The 20,344-nt window shown below is 74.2% G+C and carries 19 protein-coding genes; 6 read left to right on the top strand and 13 right to left on the bottom strand.

Annotated elements, in window-relative coordinates; genetic code table 11:
- The 6 genes from ACQP2P_RS22730 to ACQP2P_RS22705 all read right to left on the bottom strand — a co-directional run bounded on the left by ACQP2P_RS22730 (position 1) and on the right by ACQP2P_RS22705 (position 7,279).
- Positions 1-2,496 (bottom strand): ATP-binding protein, encoded by a 2,496-nt coding sequence (locus tag ACQP2P_RS22730; protein ID WP_433603916.1) that lies wholly within the window; start codon positions 2,494-2,496, stop codon positions 1-3.
- 1 nt (position 2,497) lies between these two features.
- Complete coding sequence (locus ACQP2P_RS22725) at positions 2,498-3,298, bottom strand: potassium-transporting ATPase subunit C (protein WP_433603915.1); 801 nt, start codon at positions 3,296-3,298, stop codon at positions 2,498-2,500.
- Positions 3,298-5,310: a potassium-transporting ATPase subunit KdpB gene (gene kdpB, locus ACQP2P_RS22720; protein WP_433603913.1), complete on the bottom strand. Its 2,013-nt coding sequence runs from the start codon at positions 5,308-5,310 to the stop codon at positions 3,298-3,300. Before kdpB ends, ACQP2P_RS22725 begins: the two co-directional genes overlap by 1 nt.
- Positions 5,307-6,974 carry a potassium-transporting ATPase subunit KdpA gene (gene kdpA / locus ACQP2P_RS22715; protein ID WP_433603911.1) on the bottom strand — a complete coding sequence of 556 codons (1,668 nt, stop codon included), beginning with the start codon at positions 6,972-6,974 and terminating at the stop codon, positions 5,307-5,309. The genes kdpB and kdpA overlap by 4 nt, the downstream gene beginning before the upstream one ends.
- Positions 6,974-7,063, bottom strand: coding sequence for a K(+)-transporting ATPase subunit F (gene kdpF / locus ACQP2P_RS22710; protein ID WP_433603909.1), 90 nt, complete (start codon positions 7,061-7,063; stop codon positions 6,974-6,976). Before kdpF ends, kdpA begins: the two co-directional genes overlap by 1 nt.
- A 72-nt stretch (positions 7,064-7,135) precedes the next feature.
- On the bottom strand, positions 7,136-7,279 hold the full coding sequence (locus ACQP2P_RS22705; RefSeq protein ID WP_433603908.1) for a hypothetical protein: 144 nt from the start codon (positions 7,277-7,279) through the stop codon (positions 7,136-7,138).
- Positions 7,280-7,486: 207 nt separating this feature from the next.
- Here ACQP2P_RS22705 and ACQP2P_RS22700 point away from each other — a divergent pair, with 207 nt between their 5' ends.
- The 6 genes from ACQP2P_RS22700 to ACQP2P_RS22675 all read left to right on the top strand — a co-directional run bounded on the left by ACQP2P_RS22700 (position 7,487) and on the right by ACQP2P_RS22675 (position 10,542).
- On the top strand, positions 7,487-7,900 hold the full coding sequence (locus ACQP2P_RS22700; RefSeq protein ID WP_433603907.1) for a rhodanese-like domain-containing protein: 414 nt from the start codon (positions 7,487-7,489) through the stop codon (positions 7,898-7,900).
- Positions 7,901-8,157: 257 nt separating this feature from the next.
- Positions 8,158-8,409, top strand: coding sequence for an Hsp20/alpha crystallin family protein (locus ACQP2P_RS22695; protein ID WP_433603906.1), 252 nt, complete (start codon positions 8,158-8,160; stop codon positions 8,407-8,409).
- Positions 8,410-8,461: 52 nt separating this feature from the next.
- Positions 8,462-8,869 (top strand): four-helix bundle copper-binding protein, encoded by a 408-nt coding sequence (locus tag ACQP2P_RS22690; RefSeq protein ID WP_433603905.1) that lies wholly within the window; start codon positions 8,462-8,464, stop codon positions 8,867-8,869.
- A 112-nt stretch (positions 8,870-8,981) separates the two neighbouring features.
- Complete coding sequence (locus ACQP2P_RS22685; protein ID WP_433603904.1) at positions 8,982-9,284, top strand: putative quinol monooxygenase; 303 nt, start codon at positions 8,982-8,984, stop codon at positions 9,282-9,284.
- 1 nt (position 9,285) lies between these two features.
- Entirely contained in the window at positions 9,286-10,035 is a 750-nt protein-coding gene (locus ACQP2P_RS22680) for an AraC family transcriptional regulator (protein ID WP_433603903.1), read from the top strand.
- A gap of 108 nt (positions 10,036-10,143) precedes the next feature.
- Positions 10,144-10,542 (top strand): ChaB family protein, encoded by a 399-nt coding sequence (locus tag ACQP2P_RS22675; protein ID WP_433603902.1) that lies wholly within the window; start codon positions 10,144-10,146, stop codon positions 10,540-10,542.
- A 22-nt stretch (positions 10,543-10,564) separates the two neighbouring features.
- Here the strand turns inward: ACQP2P_RS22675 and ACQP2P_RS22670 are convergent, their stop codons facing one another.
- The 7 genes from ACQP2P_RS22670 to ACQP2P_RS22640 all read right to left on the bottom strand — a co-directional run bounded on the left by ACQP2P_RS22670 (position 10,565) and on the right by ACQP2P_RS22640 (position 20,228).
- A complete protein-coding gene (locus ACQP2P_RS22670; protein WP_433619217.1) occupies positions 10,565-11,035 on the bottom strand; it encodes a (2Fe-2S)-binding protein in 471 nt (156 codons plus the stop codon).
- On the bottom strand, positions 11,032-11,835 hold the full coding sequence (locus ACQP2P_RS22665) for an FAD binding domain-containing protein (protein WP_433603900.1): 804 nt from the start codon (positions 11,833-11,835) through the stop codon (positions 11,032-11,034). The genes ACQP2P_RS22670 and ACQP2P_RS22665 overlap by 4 nt, the downstream gene beginning before the upstream one ends.
- Complete coding sequence (locus ACQP2P_RS22660; RefSeq protein ID WP_433603899.1) at positions 11,832-14,006, bottom strand: xanthine dehydrogenase family protein molybdopterin-binding subunit; 2,175 nt, start codon at positions 14,004-14,006, stop codon at positions 11,832-11,834. Before ACQP2P_RS22660 ends, ACQP2P_RS22665 begins: the two co-directional genes overlap by 4 nt.
- Positions 14,007-14,080: 74 nt before the next feature.
- Positions 14,081-15,964, bottom strand: coding sequence for an amylo-alpha-1,6-glucosidase (locus ACQP2P_RS22655; protein ID WP_433603897.1), 1,884 nt, complete (start codon positions 15,962-15,964; stop codon positions 14,081-14,083).
- Positions 15,961-18,525 carry an MGH1-like glycoside hydrolase domain-containing protein gene (locus ACQP2P_RS22650; RefSeq protein ID WP_433603895.1) on the bottom strand — a complete coding sequence of 855 codons (2,565 nt, stop codon included), beginning with the start codon at positions 18,523-18,525 and terminating at the stop codon, positions 15,961-15,963. The genes ACQP2P_RS22655 and ACQP2P_RS22650 overlap by 4 nt, the downstream gene beginning before the upstream one ends.
- An 85-nt stretch (positions 18,526-18,610) precedes the next feature.
- Positions 18,611-19,294 (bottom strand): hypothetical protein, encoded by a 684-nt coding sequence (locus ACQP2P_RS22645; protein ID WP_433603894.1) that lies wholly within the window; start codon positions 19,292-19,294, stop codon positions 18,611-18,613.
- 82 nt (positions 19,295-19,376) lie between these two features.
- Complete coding sequence (locus ACQP2P_RS22640) at positions 19,377-20,228, bottom strand: DUF1996 domain-containing protein (RefSeq protein WP_433603892.1); 852 nt, start codon at positions 20,226-20,228, stop codon at positions 19,377-19,379.
- Positions 20,229-20,344: the final 116 nt, after the last annotated feature.

Here is a 20,344-nt window from a genome sequence, read left to right as displayed (position 1 = left end):
TCATCGCAGCACCGCCGCCAGCGTGAGGGTCATGGTCAGCCCGCCGCCGGGGGTCGGCTCCGGGGCCAGGGTGCCGCCCATCGCCTCGGCCAGGCCGCGGGACAGCGCCAGGCCGAGGCCCACGCCGGTGGAGTTGTCGCGGTCGCCGAGGCGCTGGAACGGCTGGAACACGCGCTCCTGGTCTGACTCGGCCAGGCCCGGGCCGTGGTCGACGACGCGGATCTCGATGCGCTCGGCGTGGGCGCTCGCGCCGAGCGACGGCGGGCGGCCGGGCGGGCTGTGGCGCAGGGCGTTGGCGAGCAGGTTGACCAGGATGCGCTCCAGCAGGGCCGGATCGGCGATCACCTCCGGCAGCTCCTCGGGCACGGTGATCGCCACGGCGGCGTCGAGGTCGTCGGCGGCGCGGGGCAGGGCGTCGGCCAGGTCGACCGGCTCCAGCGTCATCGCGAGGGCACCGGCCTGCAGCCGCGACATGTCGAGCAGGTTCTCGACCAGGCGCGTGAGGCGGTCCAGCGCCTCCTCCGCGGTGGCCAGCAGCTCCGCGGTGTCCTCGGGCGAGAAGTCGACGTCGGGGCTGCGCAGGCTGCCGACCGCCACCTTGGCCGCGGCCAGCGGGGTGCGCAGGTCGTGGCTGACCGCGGAGAGCAGGGCGGTGCGCAGGCGGTCCACCTCGGCCAGGGTGCCGGCCTCGGCCGCCTGCTCGCCGAGGCGGCGCTGGCGCAGCGCGATCGCGGCGTGCGCGGCGAACGCCTCGACCAGGCGGCGGGCGGCCGCGGGCAGCGCGTGCCCGCGCAGCACCAGGGCCACGTTCTCCTCGACCGGCACCTCGGTCTCGCCGTCGGCCGGCGACATGCACGGCGTTTCGCCGACCCAGGCGGCCACCTGCCACGGCGCGTGCGGCGAGTCGCGCTCCAGCAGCGTGACGCAGGCGAGGCCGAAGGACTCCCGCACCCGCTCCAGCAGCGCCTCGAGCGGGTTGGCGCCGTGCAGGACGCTGCCGGCGAGCGTCGCGAGGGTCTGGGCCTCGGCCGAGGCGCGGGCGGCGTCGCGGGCGCGGCGGGCGGCGCCGTCGACGACGCTGGCCACGGCGACGGCGACCCCGACGAAGGCCACGAGCGCGAAGACGTTCTCGTGCTCGGCCACCGTGAGCCGGTTCAGCGGGGGCGTGAAGTACCAGTTCAGCAGCATGAACCCGCCCACCGCGCAGATGAGCGCCGGCAGCAGCCCGCCCACGAGCGCGGCCCCGACGGCCAGGGCGAGGTAGGCGAGGATGTCGCTGGGCAGGGACATGTCGCCGCGCAGGCCGTCGAGGAGGGCGGTCAGCAGCGGCAGGCCGAGCGCGGCGAGCAGCAGCCCGGCGAGGCGCCGGCGCCGGTCGAGGCCGCCGGGGCTGCGGGCGCGCAACCCGAAGCGGCGCGCCTCCTCGTGGGTGACGAGGTGCACGTCGATGGCGCCGGACTCGGCGGTGGTGGTGACGCCCACGCCGGGCGAGAAGACCTGGGCGAGGCGGCCGCGGCGGCTGGCCCCGAGGACGAGCTGGGTGGCGTTGACGCCGCGGGCGAAGTCGAGCAGCGCGCCCGGCACGTCGGCGCCGAGGACCTGGTGGTACGTCCCGCCGAGGGACTCCACGAGCAGCCGCTGGCGCGTGAGGTTGGCCGGGTCCGCGCCGGCGAGCCCGTCGCCGCGCACGACGTGGACGGCCAGGAGGTCGGCGCCCTTCGTGCGGGCGGCGACGCGGGCGGCCCGGCGCACCAGCGTGTCGCCCTCCGGGCCGCCGGTGAGCGCCACGACGACGCGCTCGCGGGTCTCCCACGTCTTGTCGATGCCGTGGTCGGCCCGGTAGCGGTCGAGCTGGTCGTCGACCTTGTCGGCCAGCCACAGCAGGGCCAGCTCGCGCAGGGCGGTGAGGTTGCCGACGCGGAAGTAGTTGCCCAGCGCCGCGTCGATCTTCTCGGGCCGGTAGACGTTGCCGTGGGCCATCCGGCGGCGCAGCGCCTCCGGGGTCATGTCGACGAGCTCGATCTGCTCGGCCCGGCGGACCACGGCATCGGGCGTCGTCTCGCGCTGCGGCACGCCGGTGATCGACTCGACGACGTCGTTGAGCGACTCCAGGTGCTGCACGTTGACCGTGGTGAGCACGTCGATGCCGGCCGCCAGGAGCCGCTCGATGTCCTGCCACCGTTTGGCGTTCTCGCTGCCCGGCACGTTGGTGTGGGCCATCTCGTCGACGAGCGCGACCTCGGGGTGGCGGGCCAGCAGCGCGTCGAGGTCGAGCTCCGTGAACTCCGCGCCGCGGTACGTCAGGTGCCGGCGGGGCAGCACCTCGAGCCCGGCGAGCATCGCCTCGGTGAAGGGGCGGCCGTGGGTCTCCACGAACCCGACGACGACGTCGGTGCCGCGGGCGAGGCGCCGCCGCCCCTCCTCCAGCATCTTGTAGGTCTTGCCGACGCCCGGGGCCGCACCCAGGTACACCCGCAGCATCCCGCGCGCCGTCATGTCAGCTCCGATCGAGAGCGAGGTTGAGCTCGAGCACGTTCACGGCCGGTTCCCCGATGAACCCGAGCGTACGGCCGTCGGTGTGCTCGGCGACGAGCCGGCGCACGTCGGCCTCGGGCCGGCCGCGCGCCGCCGCCACCCGCCTGATCTGCAGGTCGGCGTAGGCGACGCTGATGTGCGGGTCGAGGCCGCTGCCGCTGGCGGTGACCGCGTCGGCCGGCACCGCCGGGGTCGCGGGGGCGTCGCCGCGGATCGGGGTCCGCACGCCGCCGCCGTAGTCCTCGCCCTCCTTCGCGCACTCGACGGGCCTGCCCTCGTACGAGCGCACGAACGGCGTGGCCGGGCACGTCTGGTAGAGGCTCACGGCGTGGTCGGGGTACACGGCCAGGACGGCGGCGTGGCCGTCGGGGGTGCAGAAGGGCCGGGCGCCGTCCACGCCCTCGAGCTCGCCGACGGCCCGGCTGCGGCCGCAGACCTCGTCGAGGAGCTTCGTGTTCTCGGGCCCCAGGTTGCTGGCCGAGGTCGAGGTCGGGTCGTAGCCGTTGCCGGCGGCGGAGGGGCGGGACTGGAAGTACTGCTTGAGCGGGTTGCCCTTGTCGTCGGTGAAGGACTGTCCGACCAGGGCGCTGCCGACCGGTTTGCCGTCGCGGTCGATCAGCGAGCCGCCGGCGGGGCCGGACAGGCCGGGAAGGTGGGCGACGGCGACCATGAGCAGCGGGTAGGCCAGGCCGAGCACGATGGTCAGCACGACCAGGGCGCGCAGGGCGGCGAGGTGCTGGGCGAGCCAGGCGGGCAGGCGCATCAGGAGATCCCCGGGATGGTCATGATGATGAGGTCGATGAGCTTGATGCCGATGAAGGGCACGATCACGCCGCCGGCGCCGTAGACGACCAGGTTGCGGCGCAGCATCGAGTCGGCCGAGCCGGGCCGGTACCGCACGCCGCGCAGGGCGAGCGGGATCAGCGCGACGATGACGAGGGCGTTGAAGATGACCGCGGACAGGATCGCCGAGGCCGGCGAGTGCAGCCGCATGACGTTCAGCGTGTCCAGGCCCGGGTAGAGGGCCGCGAACATCGCCGGGATGATGGCGAAGTACTTGGCGATGTCGTTGGCGATGGAGAAGGTGGTCAGCGCGCCGCGGGTGATGAGCAGCTGCTTGCCGATCTCCACGATCTCGATGAGCTTCGTCGGGTCGGAGTCGAGGTCGACCATGTTGCCGGCCTCCTTCGCCGCCGACGTGCCGGTGTTCATCGCCACCCCGACGTCGGCCTGGGCCAGGGCCGGGGCGTCGTTCGTGCCGTCGCCGGTCATCGCGACGAGCTTGCCGCCCTCCTGCTCGCGCTTGATGAGGGCCATCTTGTCCTCGGGGGTGGCCTCGGCGAGGAAGTCGTCGACGCCGGCCTCCGCCGCGATCGCCCTGGCCGTCAGCGGGTTGTCGCCGGTGATCATGACGGTGCGGATGCCCATGCGGCGCATCGCGTCGAACCGCTCCCGCATGCCCTGCTTCACGACGTCCTTGAGGTGGATGACGCCGAGGGTCCGGGCCGGCTCGCCCGCGGTCCGCGAGGCGACGACGAGCGGCGTGCCGCCGGAGGAGGAGACGGCGTCGACGATCGAGCCGACCTCGTTCGTCGGGTGCCCGCCGTGGTCGCGGACCCACTTCATCACCGCGATCGCGGCGCCCTTGCGGATCTCGCGGCCGTCGACGTCGACGCCGGACATGCGGGTCTGGGCGGTGAACGGCACCCACGCGGCGCCGGTGACCTCGCGCTCGCGCAGGCCGTGGTGCTGCTTGGCGTACACCACGATGCTGCGGCCCTCGGGGGTCTCGTCGGCGAGGGAGGACAGCTGGGCCGCCTCGGCGAGTTCCTCGGCGGTCACGCCCTCGACGGGCAGCAGGCCGCCCGCCTGCCGGTTGCCCAGCGTGATCGTGCCGGTCTTGTCCAGCAGCAGCGTGTTGACGTCGCCGGCCGCCTCGACCGCGCGGCCGGACATGGCCAGGACGTTGCGCTGCACGAGCCGGTCCATGCCGGCGATGCCGATCGCGGAGAGCAGCGCGCCGATCGTGGTCGGGATCACGCAGACCAGCAGTGCCACGAGCACGATGCCGGAGACCGGCCCGCCCGAGTAGATGGCCAGCGGCTGGAGGGTGGCGACCGCGAGCAGGAAGATGATGGTCAGCGAGGCGAGCAGGATGTTCAGGGCGATCTCGTTCGGCGTCTTCTGCCGGTTCGCGCCCTCGACGAGCCCGATCATCCGGTCGATGAACGACTGTCCCGGCTTCTGGGTGATCTTCACGACGATCCGGTCGGAGAGCACCTTGGTGCCGCCGGTGACCGCCGACCGGTCGCCGCCGGACTCGCGGATGACGGGCGCGGACTCGCCGGTGATCGCGGACTCGTCGACGGAGGCGATGCCCTCGATGACGTCGCCGTCCCCGGGGATGATCTGCCCGGCCTCGACCACGACGACGTCGCCCTGCTTGAGGTCGGCCGCCTTGACCGTGGTGCCGTCGGCCAGGTTCGCCACGGTGTCCTGCTTGGCCCGGCGCAGGGTGTCGGCCTGGGCCTTGCCGCGGCCCTCGGCGACCGCCTCGGCCAGGTTGGCGAAGAGCACGGTCAGCCACAGCCACACCGTGACCGCCCACGCGAAGCCGGAGGGGTGCGCGACGGCGAGCACGGTGGTGAAGACCGAGCCGACCTCCACGATGAACATGACCGGGTTGCGCCACAGCGTGGCCGGGTTCAGCTTGCGCAGCGCGTCGGGGACCGATTTCCACAGCTGGTTGGGGTCCAGCAGACCCGCGGCGATCATGATGCGCCGAGTCCTTCCGCGAGGGGGCCGAGCGCGACGGCCGGCAGGTAGGTGAGCAGCACGACGACGACCGCGACGGCCACGACCATGCCGATGAAGAGGGGTTGGTACGTCCGCAGCGTGCCCGCGGACGCCGGCACGGGCTGCTGCCGGGCGAGCGAGCCGGCCAGGCCGAGCACGAGGATGATGGGCAGGAACCGGCCCAGCAGCATGCACAGGCCGAGCGCGGTGTTGTAGAAGGTCGTGTTGGCGCTGATGCCGGCGAACGCGGAGCCGTTGTTGTTCGACGCGGACGTGAAGGCGTACAGCACCTCGGAGAGGCCGTGCGGGCCCGGGTTCGCCATGGACCTTCGGGCCGACGCCGACCCCATGGCGATCGCGGTGCCGACGAGCACCAGGGCCGGGGTCGTCAGCAGGTACAGCGACGCGAACTTGATCTCGCGCGCGCCGATCTTCTTGCCGAGGTACTCCGGCGTCCGCCCGACCATGAGCCCCGCCACGAACACCGTGATGACCGCGAGCACGAGCATGCCGTAGAGCCCGGACCCGACCCCGCCCGGCGCGACCTCGCCGAGCATCATGTTCAGCATCGCCACCATGCCGCCGAGCGCGGTGTAGGAGTCGTGGAACGAGTTGACGGCGCCCGTCGAGGTCAGGGTCGTCGCCGCGGCGAACGTGGCGGACTGCGCCACGCCGAACCGGGTCTCGGTGCCCTCGGTCGCGGCCCCGACCGCGGCCGGCACGGTGCCGCCGTGGTGCAGCTGCAGCGCGTTGAGCGCGATGACGCTGCCGATGGCGAGGATCGCCATGATGCCCGCGATCGCGAGGCCCTGCCGCCTGTCCCCCACCATCCGGCCGAACACGCGCGGCAGGCAGAACGGGATGAGCAGGAGCAGGAAGACCTCGAACCAGTTCGTCCAGCCCGTCGGGTTCTCGAACGGGTGCGCGCTGTTGACGTTGTAGAAGCCGCCGCCGTTCGTGCCGAGCTCCTTGATGGCCTCCTGGGAGGCGACCGGCCCGCCGGTGAGGTGCTGCCCGGCGCCGGCGAGGGTGGTCACCTCGGTGCCGCCGGAGAGGTTCTGCACCGCGCCGCCGGCGATGAGCACGAGCGCGCCCAGCACGGCGATCGGCAGCAGGATGCGCACGCTGACGCGCACGAGGTCCACCCAGAAGTTGCCGAGCTGCTCGGTCCTCGACCGCGCGAACCCGCGCACCAGGGCGATCGCCACGGCGACGCCGACGGCCGCGGAGAGGAAGTTCTGCACCGCCAGGCCGGACATCTGCACGAGGTGGCCCATCGTGGACTCGCCCGAGTACGACTGCCAGTTCGTGTTCGTCACGAAGCTCACGGCGGTGTTCCAGGCCTGGTCCGGTGCGACGGGATCGAAGCCGAGACTGAGCCACAGGTGGTGCTGCACGCGCTGGAACAGGTAGAGGAACAGGATCGACACCGCGGAGAAGGCGAGCACACTGCGCGCGTAGACGCCCCACGACTGCTCACCGTCGGGGTTGACGCCGGTGACGCGGTACATCACCCGCTCCGCGCGCAGGTGCCGCGCCGAGGTGATCGCGCGGTACATGTAGTCGCCGAAGGGGCGGTACAGCAGCGCGAGGACGGCGATCAGCGAGGCGATGAACAGCACGCCCGCCAGGGTGGGGCTCATCAGAACCGCTCCGGGAAGAGCAGGGCGGCGATCAGGAACGCGGTCAGGCCGACCGCGAGGACGAGGCCGACGAGGTTCTCGACGTTCACAGCCGCTCCACCGCCCGCACCGCCAGGCCGAGGACCGCGAACGCCGCGATCGTCAGCAACACGAACCACACATCAGCCACTGGGGCTCGCCTCCTTGTGGGCATGGTCCGGCGGCGTGAGTCCGCCGCCGCTGAGCCAGGTGCGCATCCGCCGGATGTCGCCGCGGTCCTGCCCGACGATGTCGGTGCGGGCCGGGCAATCGCGGCGAGGGGTCACGCCCGCCACCTGCGTCCGGCGCTGTTCACCCGGCTCGCTGCAAGTGAAGACCCGCGCGAGTACCCCGCCCAGATGTCTTGATGCTTTCCCTACGCACCTGGTGCGTTTCTTGACGCGTTCTTGACGCGTGCATGTTTTTCACCGGCGCCGTGGCGCGGATCGGGGTCCGAGCTCCAGCGCCCGCCCCCGCCGGGCAGAATCGGGGGCATGCAGCAGCTCAGCGTCGCCGGGGTCGATCGGGTGCTCGACGAGGCCCGGCGCGGCATCCGGCGGTACAGCCCGCAGGAGACGGAGGCCGCGCGCCTTCGCGGTGCCCTGGTCGTCGACACCCGCACCGAGACGCAGCGGGCCGAGACCGGCGAGCTGCCGGGCGCGATCGTCATCGACCGGACCGTGCTCGAATGGCGGCTCGACCCCGCGTCCGACGCCCGGATTCCCGAGGCGACCGGGTACGACGTCGAGATCGTCGTGGTGTGCCGGCAGGGCTACAGCTCCAGCCTCGCCGCGCAGAGCCTGCGCCGGGTGGGCCTGCACCGGGCGACGGACCTGGCCGGCGGGGTCGAGGCGTGGCTGGCGGCGGGCCGACCGCTGCACCGCGGCGAGGCCGACGTGCGCCGCTGACCCCCATCCCGCCCAGGCGAGACATCCTCACCCGGGGCCGGTCGAGCATGGACGCGACAACCGGCGCTCAGGAGGGAACGGCCCGCCATGTCGCTCGCACCGTTCTCCGCCCATCACCGTCGCGGCGGCGCCCTCGCCCGGCGGCCGGGCTGGGACCCCGGCCGCGAGGCCGACGAGCTCGACGCCCGCTTCGGGCAGCCGATCCGGTCGTACTTCGGCGAACCGGGCCTCGCCTCGCCGGTCGCCAGGGCGACGGCGTGGCGGCCACCGCTCGACATCGAGCAGACCGACTGCCCGGCGGCATCGACGCCGACCGGGTCGAGGCCGACTACGACAACGGCGTGCTGACGATCACCGTCGGCAGGACGCGCGGCACGCACCCGCGGCGCATCGAGATCGACCGCGGCTCCGGTGACCGCCAGATCGGCCGGTCGTCGTCCCACACCCGGCCGGCCGGCCCCGGCTCGCCCGTGCCCGGCCGGAGCGGCTCGCCCAGTTCGCGCCGCTGAGGCCGGCGGTCACCCGAATTCCGAAGGCTCGACGAACTCCGAAGGAGGCACCATGACTGCTCCGACCATGCCGATGATGGAGACGCACCCGCAGCGTATCGAGGTCGACCGGGCCCAGCTGGCGGCGGCGATCGACGCGATCGCCGTGTGCACCCAGGCCTGCATCGCCTGCGCCGACGCCTGCCTGGCCGAGCGGACCGTCACCGAGCTGGCCAAGTGCGTCAGCGTCAACCTCGACTGCGCCGACGTCTGCGCCGCGACCGTCCGGGTGCTGCTGCGGCACACGGGCTCCGACGCGAACCTCAACCGCACGCTGCTGGAGGCCTGCATGATGGCGTGCCGCAGCTGCGGCGACGAGTGCTCGGCCCACGCGAGCATGTACGAGCACTGCCGGATCTGCGCCGAGGCCTGCCGGATGTGCGAGGACGCGTGCCGCCGGCTGCTGACGGCGATGGGCTGACCGCGCAGGAGCACCGACGGACGCCGGGGGGCGCGCCCGGATGTCCGATGGAAGCGTGAACGTGTCCGACCGGCGGCGGCAGCCACAGGTCCGCAGAGGCGATGATCGGTGCATGTTCATCGCGATTCTCGATTTCCGGACCGCCGCCGCCGATCGGCCCGCGGCCCTCGCCCAGCTCGAGACCGAGCGGGACCAGATCCGCGCCATGCCGGGCAACCTCGCGTTCCGGGTGTACGCCTCCCGGGAGGACGACTCGACCGTCACCGTCGTGCACGAGTGGCAAGATGAGGAGTCGTTCAAGCCGTACCTCGCCTCCGAGGCCTTCATCCGCTCCGGCGAGGTGCTGCGGCCCATGATGACCGGCTCCCCGGTGAGCCGGCGCTTCCACGCCGAACTGCTGGAGACGGTGGCCTGAGATGACCCGGCAGGCGTACAGCTTCGTGCGCACCTTCGCGCCCGAACCCGCGCGCGAGCTGTGCGTCGACCGGCACTACCTGCTCTGCGCCTCCGCCGGTGCCCTCCGGCTGGAGGCGCGGGGCCGTGCCTGGCTGCTGCCGCCGGCCCGGGCCGCGCTCATCGCGGCCGGCGAACCGATCCAGGTCAGCCTCCCGCAGCCGGTCACCACGGCGTCGGTGCTGTTCGAGCCCGGGTTCACCGAGCCGGCGCCGGCGCCGCTGACCGTCTTCGACCTCAGCCCGCTGGCCCGGGCGCTGCTGGCCGAGTGCGGCTCGTTCGGCGACGGCGCGCAACCGCTGCCCTGGTACGGCGAGAAGCTCTTCGCCGCCCTGGCCGCCGTCGCCTGGCGCCTCGCGGAGACCCCGAGCCCGGTCGTCGTGCCGGCCGGGCGGTCGCCGGAGCTGCGCCGGGCCCTGCGGCTGACCGAGGACCGGCTCGCCGAGCAGGTCCGCTTCGAGGACCTCGCCGCCGAGATCGGCCTCGCCCCACGCTCCCTCGCCCGCCGCTTCGAGGACGAGACCGGGCTCACCTGGCGCGCGGTGCTGCGCCGGATGCGGATCATGCGCGCGATCGAGGAGCTGGCCGCGGGCGACACCCCGGTCACGAAGATCGCGTTCGCGGTGGGGTACACCTCCCTGTCGGCGTTCAACGCGGCGTTCCGGGAGCTGACGGGGAAGTCGCCTTCGCAGTACCGGGAGAGCTTCCGCTGAGCGCTCGGCGGGTTTGCCGACCGCGACGTGGGCGGGTGACCCCGGGGGCGTTTGATCGGCAGCCCGGCGGGCATGCGACCCGAAGGTCCACGTTCGAAGGAGGATGCGATGCCCGCCAGGAAGGACATGCCGAGCACGCTCAAGCGGTCGCCGAAGAAGGCCCAGGACACCTACGTCAAGGCGCACGACGCCGCCGTCGAGGAGTACGGCGAGGGCGAGCGCGCCCACCGCACCGCGTTCGCCGCGGTCAAGCACTCGTTCGAGAAGACCGGCGACCACTGGGAGCCGAAGGGCCGCAAGGGCCCGAGCGACGCCAAGGCCGCCGGCGGGCGCAACACCCGCGCGAAGACCGCGGGCGGGGTCGACGCCAACGCGAGCAAGCAGCACCTGATGGACCAGGCGCGCCGGCTCGACATCACCGGCCGCAGCCGGATGACGAAGGCCGAGCTCGTCGACGCCATCCAGAAGGCCGGCAACCGCGCCACCAGCTCCGCGCGCGGCAGGTGACGGCCGCGGCAGGTGCCACGGCTCAGCCCGGTGGCGGCGGGCGAAGCCCGCGCAGGCTCTCGCACGCACGCCTGATCCCCTCGTAGCCGGTGCACCGGCACAGGTTCGACGTCAGCAGCTCCCGCAGCCGCCGCGGATCGTCGAGGACCGCGGGGTCCGACTCCAGCGCACCGGCCACGAGCATCAGGAACCCCGGCGTGCAGAACCCGCACTGCAGCGCGTGCTCGGCCGAGAACGCGGCCTGGAGCGGGTGTTCGAGGCCCTCGACGGTCCGCACGGCCCGGCCGTCGCACTGCACCGCGAACATCAGGCACGAGCGCACCGCCTCGCCGTCGACGAGCACGGTGCACGACCCGCAGACGCCGTGCTCGCAGCCGAGGTGGGTGCCGGTGAGCCCGCACTGCTCGCGCAGCGCGTCGGCAAGGGTGCGCCGCGGCGGCACCTCGAGCTCGAAGGCCTCGCCGTTGACGGTCAGCGTGACGCGCACCCTCAGCCCCCGTTGCGGGCCTGGCGCAGCGCGCGCCGCACCAGCACGCCGGCGGGATGCCCCAGCGTGGCGGCGGCGCCGTCGATCGCCGCGTCGTCGAACGGCCGGTCCGCCAGTGCCCGCTCCGCGGCGGCGGCGCGCACCGGGCGGTCGGCGGCGTTCACCAGGCCGATGCGGGCGGCGGTGACCCGGCCGCCGGCGACCGTCACCGCCGCGAGCGCCGCGAGGGTGGCGAAGCTCGCCTGGGTGCGCCGGTGCTCCACGAATCCGACGGCCGTTGCGGGCGGCAGCAGCGGCAGGTGTACCGCCAGCAGCAGCTCCCCCGCCTCCCGCGCGGTCGTGAACGGCCCGGTGCAGAAGTCGGCGGCCGCGACGATCCGGTTCCCGGTGGCGCTCGCGAGCTCCAGCCGGGCGTCGAGCGCGACGGCGACCGCGGGCCACTCGGCGGCCGGGTGGGCGTACGCGAGGCTGCCGAGCATCGTGCCGCGCGCCCGGATCGGCGGGTGCGCGATGTGCCGCGCCACCCGCCGCAGCAGCGAGCCGAGCGGACCCCCGACGCGGCCGGACTCGAACGCCCGGTGCCGCACGAGCGGGCCGACCCGCAGCTCGTCGCCGACGACCTCGAGCCGGTCGAAGCCGGGCACCCGGTTGATGTCCACGAGGCGGGCGGGCCGGGCGGCGCGGGCATGCATCTCCAGCACCAGGCTCTGCCCGCCGGCGAGCACCCGGGTCCCGCCGTCGGCCAGCGCGTCGAGGACCTCGGCGGCGCTGCGCGCGGCCACGTAGTCGAACGGCGCCGGCTTCACCGGACCACCGGCATGCGCAGGTCCTGCGGATCGTCGAGCCCGAGCGCGTCGGCGACGGCATTGAGCACCGCCGGGGGCACGCCGATGCAGCCGGCCTCCCCCGCCCCCTTGGCACCCAGCGGGGTGTTCGGGTTCGGGGTGCACGTCTCGGCGAGGCGCACCGGCGGCAGCTCGGCCACGGTCGGCAGCAGGTAGTCCAGCAGGCTCAGGGTGAGCGGGCGGCCGTCGGCGTCGTAGCGCACGCCCTCGTAGAGCGCCTGGCCGAGGCCCTGCACGATCGAGCCGCGGGCCTGCCCGTCCACGATGAGCGGGTTCACCACGACGCCGTAGTCGTCGACCGCGACGAGGTCGAGCACCCGCGCGGTGCCGAGCTCCGGGTCGACCTCGACGACGGCCGCGTACGCGCCGAACGGGAACGCCTCCGGCGGGCCGAACGTGTCCTGCGCCCGCAGCGGGGCCAGCTCGGCGAGCGGGACCGAGCGCCCGCCCGCGACGAGCGCGCCGGCGCGGTACTCGACCTCGGCGACCGGCACGCCCAGCGCCTCGGCGGCCCGCCGCCGGGCCGTGGCCACGAGCTTCGTCGCGGCCCGGTGCAGCGCGGCCCCGCCCGTCTGCATCGAGCGGCTGGCGAACGAGCCGACGCCGGACGGTACGACCGCCGTGTCCTTCTCCACGAGCCGGACCAGCGCCGGGTCGACGCCCAGCACGTCCGCGACCACCTGCGGGAACGACGTCTCGTGGCCCTGGCCGGTGCCGCAGCAGCCGCTGAGCGCGACGAACGTCCCGTCCGGGCGCGCCTCGACGGCCCCGAACTCCTCCCCCACGCCCGAGCGCTCGACGTAGGTGCACAGCCCGATGCCGATCGGCCACTGACCGGCCGCGCGGCGGCGGGCCTGCTCGGCGCGCCACTGCTCGATCCCGAGCTCGCGCAGCGCCACCTCGAGGGCGGCCGCGTAGTCGCCGCTGTCGTAGGTGAACCCCGTCGGCGTCTCGTACGGGAAGGCGCGGATGAAGTTGCGCCGCCGCACCTCGGCCGGGTCGAGGCCGAGCCGGCGCGCGAGGAGCTCGACGGTGCGCTCGATCGCGAAGGCGGCCTCGGGCCGGCCGGCGCCGCGGTAGGGGGCGGTCGGCGCGGCGTTCGTGACCACGGCCCGGGTGCGCACGTGGGCGCTCGGAATCCGGTAGGCGCCGGTGGCCATCATCGACGTCGCCAGCGGCACGAACGCGCCGGTGTGGGGGTAGCCCCCGACGTCGGCGTCGATGTGCAGCTCGTAGGCGAGGATGTGCCCGTCGGCGTCGGCGGCGAGCCGGACGCGCTGGTGCTGCCCGCGCCCGTGCGGCGGCCCGCCCAGCGCCTCGCGGCGGTCCTCGAGCCAGCGCACCGGGCGGTGCAGCCGGCGCGCGGCGGCGACGATCGCGAGGTACTCCGGCCAGGTCTCGCTCTTGCCCCCGAACGCCCCGCCGACGTCGGGCACGATCACCCGCACCCGGTCCGGTTCGAGGGCGAACGCCTCGGCGAGGTCGTGGCGCAGCCGGTGCGGGGCCTGGTGCGACACCCAGACCGTCAGCCCGTCGTCCGCCTCGGGCCGCACCAGGATCGCCCGGGGCTCGATGGAGGTGTGGGCGAGCCGTTGCTGGCGGTACAGCGCCTCGACCACGATCGCGGCGTCGCGCCACACGCCCTCGTCGGCGGGCGTGCCGAACTCGCGCTCGGCGGCCACGTTGCTCAGCCCGGCGAACAGCTCCACGCCGCCGGCGGCCGCCTCGGTGGGGTCGAGCTGCGCCGGCAGCGGGTCGACGCGCACGATCGCGGCGTCGCACCCGTCCTCGGCCAGGTAGCGGTCACCGGCCACCACGACGGCCACCGGCTCGCCGTAGAACCGCACCCGGCCGGTGGCCAGCGGCGGCCACGGGCGGCCCTCGATCGAGGCGGGGTCCAGCATCGGCGGGGTCGGCGGCAGGTGGGGCAGGTCGGCGTGGGCGAACGCGGCCACGACCCCGGGCACGGCCCGCACCCGGCTCAGGTCGACGCCGCGCAGCTCGCCGTGCGCGACGGGGCTGCGCACGAACGCCGCGTCCAGGCACCCGCGCACGCGGATGTCACCGACGTACTGCCCGGCCCCGCGCACGAGGCGCCCGTCCTCTCGCCGTCGCAGGCGCGCACCGATCACGCCGGCCGCCTACCCGCGCCGCGATCGCGCAAACGGCGGACATGGGCGGCGCCCCGGCGGGTAGCGGCCCCGCCTCAGGCCGCGAGCAGCCGCCGGGCTCGCAGGAGCTCGGCGACCGACCAGGCCTGGAACGGGCAGCCCGTGGCCGCGTGCGGGGGGTCGCCGTCCGCGGTCTCCGACACCGAGCCCAGGCCCCACTCGTCCAGGTGCAGCTCGAGGCCGTCCAGCAGGCCGGCCGTCGGCAGGCCCAGGCGTGCGCAGGCGTCGGCGTAGGGGCCGATCAGCCACGGCCACACGCAGCCCTGGTGGTAGGCGGCGTCGCGCTCGGCCGGGCCGCCGCGGTGCACGCCCCGGTAGCCGGGCTCCGACGGGGCCAGCGAGCGCAGGCCGAGCGACGTGAGCAGCGGGGCGCAGGCCGACACCGGGGCCGCGTCGCGGATCGGGGCGTGCGGCAGCGACACGGCCAGGAGCTGGTTGGGCCGTACCGCCGGATCGTCCCCGGCCGGCCCGTCGACCACGTCGAAGAGCCCGGCGCCGTAGGGGCGCACGAACCGGCGGCGGAACGAGGCCGCGGCCCGGTCGGCGTACGCGGCGAAGTCGGCGGAGCCCAGCAGCTCGGCGGCGGAGGCGAGCGCGGAGATCCACAGGGCGTTGATCTCGACGGCCTTGCCCCGCCGCTCGGTGACCGGATGGCCGTCGACCCGCGCGTCCATCCACGTCAGCGCGAAGCCGGGCTTGCCCTGGGTCAGCAGGCCGTCGGCCGGGTCGGCGGCGATGCCGAAGCGGGTGCCGTCGCGGTGGCGGGTCAGGATCTCCACCACCGGGCCGGCGAGGGCGTGGACGGTGTCGAGGTCGCCGGTGACCGCGGCGTAGCGGCCGATGGCGTGCACGAACCACAGCGCCGCGTCGGCGGTGTTGTACTCCAGCGTGCCGGTGTCCGCGGTGTTGGCCAGCATGCCCTCCGACACCGTGGCGCCGGCCCGCAGCAGCACCGCCCGGGCGTCGGCGTGCCGGTTGGTGGACAGCAACAGGCCCTCGAGCGAGATCATGAGGTCGCGCGACCACTCGCCGAACCACGGGTAGCCCGCGACCGCCGACGGACCGGTCGGCGTGTCCACGACGAACTGGTCGGCCGCGATCGCGAGCTGCCGGCCGGCGGGATCCCGGACCCCGGCCTGGCGCACGAGCTTGCGGGCCCGCTTGCGCGCGGCGGCGACGAGGCCGGCCGCGGCGGGCAGGACCCCGTCGAAGGGGATCGCGGCGGCGGTGATCCCGGCGGTACCGCCGGGGGCGAGCTCGGCCTCGAAGCGCCCCGCCGCCCACAGGTCCTCGACGGGGTTGAGGCCCCGCGCCGCCTCCTCGCGGGCGTAGACGCCGCGGTACCAGTCCCCGCCGGGCCGCCAGTCCGGCCCGGTGACCCGGTAGGCGTCCTCGAACACGAACCCGTCCGTGGCCGCGGTGACCGCGGGCTCGCCGTGCGCGGTGCGCTCGCCGTGCGCGTCCCGCCACGTGCACAGCGCCGTGAGCTGCAGGGTGATCTCGTGCGGCGCGCGCACGACGGTGAACAGCACGCCGGCCGCGGGCCGCCCGTGGGCCATCGCGACCTCGCGCTGGACGACCACGTCGCCGAGATCCCAGCGCCACCGCGGCACCCCCTCGTCGATGCGGAACTCGGCCAGGTGCCGGTAACCGGCCGGGTCGACGCTGCCGCCCGCCCACTCGTCGGTGGCCAGCCGCACCGTGGCATCGCCGATGCGCACCACGGGCTCGATCGCGGCCAGGCCGAGCCGCCGGGCGCTGCCGCCGGGCTCGGCGACGACCAGCAGCCCGTGGTAGCGGCGGGTGCGCAGGCCCGAGACGGTGCCCATGGCGTAGCCGCCGAGCCCGTCGGTCACCAGCCACTCGCGCGCGCTGGCCGCGTCGAGGTCGCCGCAGACCTGGCGGCCGAAGGCGATCACCGGCGCACCCCCGGGCGCGCCACGAGCTCGGCGAGCAGGCCGGTCCAGCCGGTCTGGTGCATCGCGCCGAGCCCGGCGCCGTTGTCGCCGTGGAAGTACTCGTAGAACAGCAGGTTGTCACGCCAGTTCGGGTCGTGCTGGAGCTTGCCGGCCCAGCCGTGCGCGGGACGGCGGCCGTCGGGCCCGCGGCGGTACAGCGAGAGCAGCCGCTGCCGCAGGTCCTCGGCGATCTCCCCGGCCGTGCGCATCCGGCCCGACCCCGTCGGGTACTCGAACTTCACCCCGCCGCCGAGGTTCGCGTCGTAGTCCGCCAGCGTCCGCAGCACGAGGTAGTTCAGCGGCATCCACAGCGGACCCCGCCAGTTGGAGTTGCCGCCGAACATGCCCGTCGTCGACTCCGCCGGCTCGTAGCCCACGCTCGCGCTCCAGCCGGGCAGCTCCAGGCGGAACGGGTGCTCGGCGTGCCAGCGCGAGAGGGCGCGCAGGCCGTAGGGCGACAGGAAGCTCTCCTCGTCGAACAGGTGCGGCAGGACCCGCCGCACCCGGCCGGAGCCGGCCACGCCGACGCCCACGAACCGGCCGCCGCCGTCGGCGTGGATCACGTGCTCGGCGGGGATGTCGGCGAAGCTTCGGCACCGGGAGCGGACCCGCTGGAAGTCCTCCTCCCGCAGGGCCTTGGTGGCGAAGAGCGGGATGATGCCGACCATCGAGCGCACCCGCAGCGGCACCGAAGAGCCGTCGGGCGCGCGGAGCACGTCGTAGTAGAAGCCGTCCTCCTCGTTCCACAGCTCCTGGCCGCCCATCGCCTCGGTGATGAGCGCGAAGTGCTCGAGGAACTTGATGACGAGGTCGTCCAGCGCCGGGTCGTGCGCGGCCAGCTCGCGCGCCATCTCCAGCAGGCTCAGGCAGTAGAACGCCATCCAGGCCGTCGCGTCGGACTGCTCCAGACGGTAGCCCGGCGGCAGATGCGACCGGTCGATCGGCCCGATGTTGTCCAGCCCGAGGAACCCGCCCTCGAACAGGTTCCGGCCGTCGGCGTCCTCACGGTTCACCCACCACGTGAAGTTCAGCACCAGCTTGGAGAAGACCCGGTGCAGGAACAGGCGGTCGCGCCGGCCGTCGATGTCGTACACCTGCAGCGCGGCCCAGGCCTGCACCGGCGGGTTGAGGTCCTCGAACGCCCACTCGTAGGCGGGAATGGCGCCGTTGGGGTGCTGGAACCACTCGCGGCACAGCAGCGTCAGCTGGTATTTCGCGAAGGCCGGGTCGAGGTGCGCGAGCGCGACGGCGTGGAAGGCCGAGTCCCAGGCGGCGAACCACGGGTACTCCCACGGGTCCGGCATCGACATCACGTCGGCCGCGTCCAGGTGCCGCCAGCCCGCGTTGCGCCCCTGCCGCCGCGCCGGCGGGGGTGGCGGCTGCGCGGGGTCGCCGGCCAGCCAGCGGGCCACGTCGTAGTGGTAGAACTGCTTGCCCCAGATCATCCCGGCGAAGCCCTGCCGCATGATGCGGGCGTCCTCGTCGCTCGTCCCGGCCGGCGCGAGCTCGCGGTAGAACGTGTCCGCCTCCCGCTGCCGCTGCCGGAACACCTCGTCGAAGGCCGGGCCGTCCGGGCGCTCGGACAGGCGCAGCCGCAGCTCGACGGTCTCGCCCGCCTCGACGGCGAGCCGGTACCAGAAGGCGGCCTTGGTGCCGGTGCGGGCCGGGTTCACGGTGTCGGCGCCGTGCACGACGTGGTCGTTGATGCCGTCCTTGGGGTAGCGCACCGCCGACCCGGCGCCGAAGAGGCGCTCGGCGTTGGTGTCGTTGTCGCAGTACAGCTGCGGCGGTCTGCCTTCGGCGCGCAGGGTCATGCCTGCGGCGCCGATGGCGTCGCCCCGGGCCTCGAGGCTCGGCCGGGGCGTGTCGTCCCAGGACCAGGTGTTGCGGTACCACAGCGTCGGCAGCACGTGCAGGGGCGCCCGCTCGGGGCCGGCGTTGGTGATCCGCACCCTGACGCACACGTCGTCCGGGTCGGCCTTGGCGTAGTCGGCCTCGATGACGAAGTACCGGTCGTCGTCGAAGACGCCGGTGTCCAGCAGCTCGTACTCGGGCTCCTCCCGGCCGCGCCGCCGGTTCTGCGCCACCAGGTCCTCGTACGGGAACGCCCGCTGCGGGTAGTGGTAGCGCCACCGCAGCCAGCTGTGGCTCGGGGTGGCGTCGAGGTACCACCAGTACTCCTTGGCGTCCTCCCCGTGGTTGCCCTCGGTGCCGGTGAGCCCGAAGATGCGCTCCTTGAGGATCGGGTCCCGCTCGTTCCAGAACGCGAGCGCGAAACACAGCCGCTGCTGCGCGTCGCAGATCCCGCCCAGCCCGTCCTCGCTCCACCGGTAGGCCCGCGACCGCGCGTGGTCGTGCGGGAACGCCTCCCACGCCGCCCCGCCGTCGCTGTAGTCCTCGCGCACCGTGCCCCAGGCGCGCTCGCTCAGGTACGGACCCCAGCGGTACCACGGGCTCGCCTGCGCCAGCCCGTCCTCGGGCCGGCCGACCTCCGCCATCCGCTCCCGCTCCGGATTGCTCATGCATCCAGCGGACCAGCTCGCGGCACGGGCGCCGACACCCGGCGCGAATGACCGCCCGCGGGTCCACGGCAGCGACCCGCCTCGATCACCAGGGATCGACCCGTCTGACCTCGAGGCTCAGCGGCGCGCGGACACCGGCCCAGGCGGCCCGGTCGGCGAGCACCTCGGCGAGCCAGCCGATCGCCTCGGCCGACCACTCGGCGAGCCGCCCGTCGCGGTACACGTGCAGGCCCTCGAGGCTCGCCGGACCCGCGTCGAGCCGCACCGCCGTCCACGCCGCGGCCGCCTCGAACCAGCCGGCGGTGCGCAGCGCGGGCACCGGCGCGTAGGGCGGGCGCGTGCGGGGGTCAATGCCGCCGACCGGAAGCTCGAGGCGCACCGCGGTCACCTCGGCGGTGCCGGCGCGGGCGACGGCGTCGACGGCGCAGCTCAGGAACGGCTGCACGGGCAGCGGGCGGTCGCCGGCCGGGGCGGTGACGTCCACCTGGAACCAGGCGACCAGGCCCGGCCCGGCGTCGGGGTGCGTCCAGCCCGCGTCGTTCACGCACCACAGGCCGGGCGCGCGGGTCATGCGGTCCTCGGCGCCGCCGCCGGCCGAGGTGTCGTCGAGCCACCCCATCGCGAGGGAGCGGGTGAGGAACAGGCCGTAGGCGTCCGGCTCGGCGCCGGGGTGCGGGGCGAGCTCGCCGTACAGCTCGGCGACCATCGTCCCCGCGGACCGCCTCCGGGCGCCGGGCGCGATGCCGGGCCGCGCGACGTCGTCAGTCACCTGACAACCCTACCGTCCCGGACATTCCGGGCGGTGACGGCTCGGGGAACGGGCACGGCCGGTCCCCGAGCCGATCGGCGCGTCACGGCTTCTTCGGATCCTCACCGAAGCCGTTGCACTGCCGGCCGCCGTTGATGCAGTACTCGACGAGGTACCGCTGGCGGGCGGCGTCCCAGCCGTTCATGAAGTCGTAGTGGAACGTGTAGCTGGGGCCCGAGGCGTAGACGAGGCCGCCGGTGTCGCCGTTGTTCAGCGGGTACGGCAGCTTGATCTCCAGCATCGGCAGCGGGACGGGGTGGTCGGCCGGGCAGACCCCCGAGACCGGCCACGCCATGTGGGACTTGTGGTCCGCGGTGTCGAGGTGGACGCCGTCCCAGCAGCTCGGGGCGACCAGGCGCACCTGCAGGGTCGAGCCCGGCGGGCAGGACGGCGGGATGTCCGCGCCCTTGTAGCCGGTGCACTGCCAGTTGCCGGTGAAGTGGGCGACGTCCGGGGTCTTCGCGTCGCCGACGAGGAGCTTGAACCCGGCCGGGAACGGCTTGACGGTGCGGTAGTCCTTGACGCCGGACTTGTAGTAGACGGTCGGCTTGTCCGGCTGCAGCGGCACGCCGCGCTGCAGCAGGGTCGGGAACCAGTAGCCGGACGCGTCGAGGGTGTCCTCGCACGAGGTGGCCCCGCCGACCAGGGACTGCGGGGTGGAGCTCGCGTTCACGGCCGGGTTGCCGATGAACGAGTGGTTGTGCGAGGCGCCGGGCAGGCCCGGGAAGACGATCGGGTCGTCGCTCAGCGTGTGGTTCACGGTGCAGTTGGCGTGCATCTCGTGGTACTGGGCGCGGGGCGGGTCGTCGGCGGCGAGGGCCGGTCCGGCGACGGCGGCCACCGCGGCGAGGGCGAGTGCTGCGACGGACAGCGGCAGCACGCTTCGGATGCTCATGTCGACTCCTTGGCGGTGAATCGAGCATCGGCAATTGATAGCTGCGGACCGTAGCAGCGCCGGAATCCCCCAGGAAAGCGTTTGCCATCGAGTTGCCATGCCAAGTCGTGGTCCAC

The organism is Dactylosporangium sp. CA-139114 (assembly GCF_050955725.1).
In the GTDB taxonomy this organism is placed as follows: domain Bacteria; phylum Actinomycetota; class Actinomycetes; order Mycobacteriales; family Micromonosporaceae; genus Dactylosporangium.
The sequence above is the reverse complement of the archived record's forward strand: the minus strand, read 5'-3'. Positions and strand labels throughout refer to the sequence as shown.